The organism is Martelella sp., assembly GCF_984369615.1.
Genome location: NZ_CFHTCS010000361.1, coordinates 1 through 4,310, shown reverse-complemented (window position 1 = coordinate 4,310; position 4,310 = coordinate 1). Strand labels below are relative to the sequence as shown.

Genomic DNA, 4,310 nt, shown 5'->3' with positions numbered 1-4,310 from the left:
TATTTTCTTTCCGACTCAGAGAATCCACTGAAGACTCTCCATCATTGCACCCAACGGTGCCGCACGCTCGCCACACAGGCGCCAACCCCAGGCGCCGGAGGCGACAAGCGCGAAGCTGCCGGTGGTGACATTGCCTTTCGAGATGGCGATCCGGCCGGACGGGGAGAGCGTGACTGCGAGGTCGAGTCGGGTCGTGCCCTCGACCAGGCTTGCGAAAGCCTCGGGCGTGAGCGGCGCGAACTGGCCGCTGCCGGAAACCGTGACGGTCCGTTCGCCGGCATCGTCGAGCTGGTGGCGGATATCGATCTCGCCGAGCGCCGCGCCGGAAAGTTCCGCCGTCACCTTTCCCTGCCAGTCCGAAAGCGGGCCGTCGCCGTCAACCGCGATATTGAGCGCCGGCGCGCCGGGCAGTTGCATCAGCGTCGCGACGATGCCGCCTTCCGGCTCGTTCACCTCCGCTTCGAGATCGAGACGGTTCTCACCCGGCGCATAGGCAAGATCCGCACGCACATAGGTTTCGGGGCGGGCCCGGTGCTTGGCGTTGAGCGATGCCGAAATCGTATCGGCAAGCGCGGCAACGCTGCCTTCTGCCGAAAGCGGGTAGTCCTCGCCGAGCACGGGGGCGGCGATATCGATCTGAGGGAAGTCGAACCGGTCGATCTCGACCCCGATCGGCAACAAGAAGCCGCCGCCCTGGCTCTTCTCCTTCGGCGCGGCGTCGGAGGCGACCGGCAGGCGCTCAAGCGTTACCGACTGCGCGGAGAGGTTCCCGGCCTTGAACCGGCCGCTGAAAAGGGCGAGCGGCGACCAGTCGAGTACGACATCCTCGACTGTCGCATAAGGCCCGTTGATATCCGAAACCGAAACGGATTCGACGGTGAAATGGCCGGTCAGCGGCGCGCTGACCCTTCCCACATGCACGGCGAAATCGGGCGAGGCGATCCGCTTCGTCACCTGCTGGACGGCGAAATTGGCGCCGAAACCGGTAAAGCCCACCAGAATGACGGCGGCAAGCGCGATCAGGAGCACGCCGGCGATGAGGCCTGCGACCAGCCTGGTCAGAAATCGAAGCGTTGCCGTCACTGTTCTCATCGTCTGGCGGTTTCCCTTGCTCATGCCAATTCATAATCTGGGGCAGTCTATACGCGATGGAAGGGGACGAATACAGCGCCTAAAGCGTCGCCGACCTGCACATTTGCGTGCAGCATCCGAGACGGCGGATCAGAAGCTCTGGCCGATCCCCGCATAGATGCCGAATCTGTCGCCGCCAGGGTAGCGGTCAAGCGGCAGGGCAACGTCGAGGCGGATCGGACCGAAGCCGGTCAGGTAACGCACGCCGACGCCGGCCCCGGCGCGGATGTCGCTGAAATCGGGGAAATTGTCGGCGGAAACATCCGCGGCATCGATGAAAGGCACGACCTGGATGTTTTCGGTAATGCCGATTCGCGCCTCGAGCGTTGCCTCGACATAGGAACGTCCTCCGGTCTCATCGCCATTGGCATTGCGCGGCGAGATCGACTTGTAGGCATAGCCGCGCACGCTGCCGCCGCCGCCTGCGTAAAAGCGCTGGTTGGCGGGGATGTCTTCAAGGCTGTCGCCGCCGACGATCGTACCCGCGCCGAGCCGGGCGGCAAGCGTGAAGCGGTCATCCTCGCCGGCGGAAAAATAGGTCGATCCGACGGCGTCGAAGGAGGAATAGACCGTGCCGTTGAGAAAATCATAGGCCGGCTCGGCGGTGGTGACCAGATAGATCCCCTCTGTCGGGTTGAGCGCGTCATTGCGGGTGTCGCGGTCGAAACCCACCGGCAGCGAGAAGGTGAGGTAATCCTCGGTGCCGAAGGCATCCTCGATATGGGAGTATTCGGTGGTTGAGCCGAGCGTGATCGTGTTGTAATCGTTCTGCTCGTAACTGTAGGTGACAGACCCCGCCACCGTCTTGGCGTTGTAGGGATCGGGGTTTTCCGTGCCGGCGGCAAGGCTTGCGGTGAACATGCCGGACGGGTGGAACAGACCGGGCCTGGTAAAGGTTATGCCGCCGGCATAATCGAGCGAATCGAGCGTGTCTGTCACGCCGATCCGCGAGACGCCGGCCTCCAGCCTCAGCCCTTCCGCATGGCCGAAAAGGTTGCGGTGGCCCCAGTAGCCTTCAAGTCCCAGGCCGTCGATCGAGGAGACCGTCGCGCCGAAGCCGAAATAGCGGAACTTGCCGTCCTTGACGGTTATGGTCGTCGGCAACTGGCCGTTTTCGTCAAGCGTATCTCCGGTGTTGATGACGACGGAATCGAAGGTTTTCAGGGTGCGCAACCGGTTCGCCGCATCGGTGAGTTCCTGCGGCGAATAGGGTTCGCCGGCCTTGAGCCGCGAATAGGTGCGGATGAACTCGGGGTCCACCGCATCCGCCCCCTTGATCGCGATCGGCCCGAGATCGGCTTTCGGTCCGGCCTCGGCGTCGATCAAAACGTTGATGGTCGCGTTCTCATGGTTGGCGATGACCTCGCGCTTGGTGATCCTGGCGAAGGGGTGACCGTCATCCTTGAGTTTTGAGACGATGTCCTGCGCCGCCGACAGAATGGTCGTCGAATAGGCCGGCGTTCCGATGACGAGGCCGAGCTTTGCGGGATCGAAATCCGGCGGCGCATCCTTGATGTCGATGTTGGCGAAGGTGAAGCGCGGTCCCGCCTCGATGTTCACCGTGACGGGCACCGGGTTGACGCGGTCGAAATTCGGCAGGCCGACAATGTCCTCGATGTTCTGGCCCTCGATGCTGATGTTCACCAGCCCGCCGTAATAGGCCCGCTCGAACAGCGAACCGACGAGGATCTGCAGATCGTCCCGCGCCTTGACGAGAAGACCGAGATCGCCGTCGACCGGCTGGTTCTCTCCATTGACGAGCTCCGAGCGGTTGCGCAGGAAGCGCTCCAGCCCGTCATCGCCGCCGGTGACGGAGAAGGTCACATGATAGCGCACCGGATCCTGAACGTTATCGATCTCTTCCTCGCGCTCGCCCCAAAGGTGAACGCCAAAAAGGGAAAAGGCGCGCGCCTCGCCGACGCCCGACAGCGCCACGGCGAGCATTGCCGCGGACAGCAAGAGCCCGGCCTTCAGAGAGGCGCGGGTGCCGGAATTTCGCCGGTTGGGACGGGTGATCATGGTGTACTCTATACGATGCCGCTGATCCGCTGAATGATTTTACGCGTCAGCATGGTAGCACGGGAGCAGGCCGTGCATCCCGTCAAAATCCAAAAGCCGGCAACAGCGTTAACCGAACCTTTCGGAAGCGCGATTGTCGGCCGGATATCGGGATAAGCCGCATTGCCGCTGCCTTCGGGCACGGCTCACAAGAAAGCGGTGACCGTCTCCGCAGTCGCAGACGGTCACGCGCATGGTGCCTTACCGCGGGCAGTCGTCCACATATTCGCGGCCATAGCGGTCACGGTAGTAGCATTTGCCCGGCTGGTTTTCGACAGCACGACCGACGAGCGCGCCCGCGCCCGCGCCGATGGCGCCGCCGAGAAGCGCGCCGCCGAGGCCGCCGCCGTCAATGGCCGTGCCGATCAGCGCGCCGCTGCCGGCGCCGATGGCCGCGCCTTCCTGCGTGGGGGTGCAGGCCGTGGCCGCAACCGAAAACACACTGATCAGAAGTCCTGCGATTACTTTGTTCATGATTCCCTCATCACCATTTGGTCGCGCTACGACCGGACGCTCCCCGGGGTGCCGTGCCCGCCGCCGCTCTCCTTGTCGCGACCGTTCGACCGGCCGCTTCTGAAAATACATATCCGAATAGCGCCGATGCGGGAAGCAAAAAAGCGCCTTTCCGCCGCAGCCGGATATTTCCGGGGTAGCGGATTAATGTGTCGGTGCAGGGATTTGTTCCCGCCGCCGGAGCGAATGTCAGAAGCCTGCCGGATAATGTCGATCACTTGACCTTGATCAAGATTTGCCCCGAACGGTTGCGTGTAGAAGCAGTTTGGAATAATTCAAACGAAGGGCCTATTGCCGCACCCGGGTCAATTCCGGGGCTTTGCGGCTTGACGTTGCGCAAACTTCGTCAAATCCTTGCGGAAAACAAACGGCTTGGCGGTGGAGCACCTGAACGATGGATTTCGAAGCATTTTTCAAAAGCGAACTTGCGGGACTGCATGAAGAAGGCCGTTACCGCGTCTTCGCGGAACTGAAACGGCATCGCGGTGAATTCCCCCGTGCGTCCCGCTTCAAGGACGGCGCGGCTTCGCCGGTCACGGTCTGGTGTTCGAATGATTATCTCGGCATGGGCCAGTGTCCCACCGTGATCGCCGCCATGCAGGAGGCGA

Annotated in this window: 3 protein-coding genes and 1 pseudogene; 1 reads left to right on the top strand and 3 read right to left on the bottom strand. The window is 62.6% G+C overall.

Annotated elements, in window-relative coordinates; translation table 11 throughout:
* Positions 1-15 precede the first annotated feature (15 nt).
* The 3 genes from AC5DC2_RS20185 to AC5DC2_RS20175 all read right to left on the bottom strand — a co-directional run bounded on the left by AC5DC2_RS20185 (position 16) and on the right by AC5DC2_RS20175 (position 3,663).
* Complete coding sequence (locus tag AC5DC2_RS20185) at positions 16-1,116, bottom strand: AsmA family protein (protein WP_491699771.1); 1,101 nt, start codon at positions 1,114-1,116, stop codon at positions 16-18.
* Positions 1,117-1,221: 105 nt separating this feature from the next.
* The gene (locus tag AC5DC2_RS20180) at positions 1,222-3,150 is read right to left on the bottom strand and encodes an autotransporter assembly complex protein TamA (protein ID WP_024709700.1); all 1,929 of its coding nucleotides are present in this window, start codon (positions 3,148-3,150) and stop codon (positions 1,222-1,224) included.
* A 240-nt stretch (positions 3,151-3,390) separates the two neighbouring features.
* Complete coding sequence (locus AC5DC2_RS20175; protein WP_024709701.1) at positions 3,391-3,663, bottom strand: YMGG-like glycine zipper-containing protein; 273 nt, start codon at positions 3,661-3,663, stop codon at positions 3,391-3,393.
* A gap of 433 nt (positions 3,664-4,096) precedes the next feature.
* Here AC5DC2_RS20175 and AC5DC2_RS20170 point away from each other — a divergent pair.
* Positions 4,097-4,310 (top strand): annotated as a pseudogene (locus tag AC5DC2_RS20170) (5-aminolevulinate synthase); the annotation flags it as partial.

Bases quoted from the DNA above. Each gene is read 5' to 3' on its own strand.
- AC5DC2_RS20180 (WP_024709700.1), bottom strand. From the start codon at position 3,150: ATGATCACCCGTCCCAACCGGCGAAATTCCGGCACCCGCGCCTCTCTG.
- AC5DC2_RS20185 (WP_491699771.1), bottom strand. From the start codon at position 1,116: ATGAGCAAGGGAAACCGCCAGACGATGAGAACAGTGACGGCAACGCTT.
- AC5DC2_RS20175 (WP_024709701.1), bottom strand. From the start codon at position 3,663: ATGAACAAAGTAATCGCAGGACTTCTGATCAGTGTGTTTTCGGTTGCG.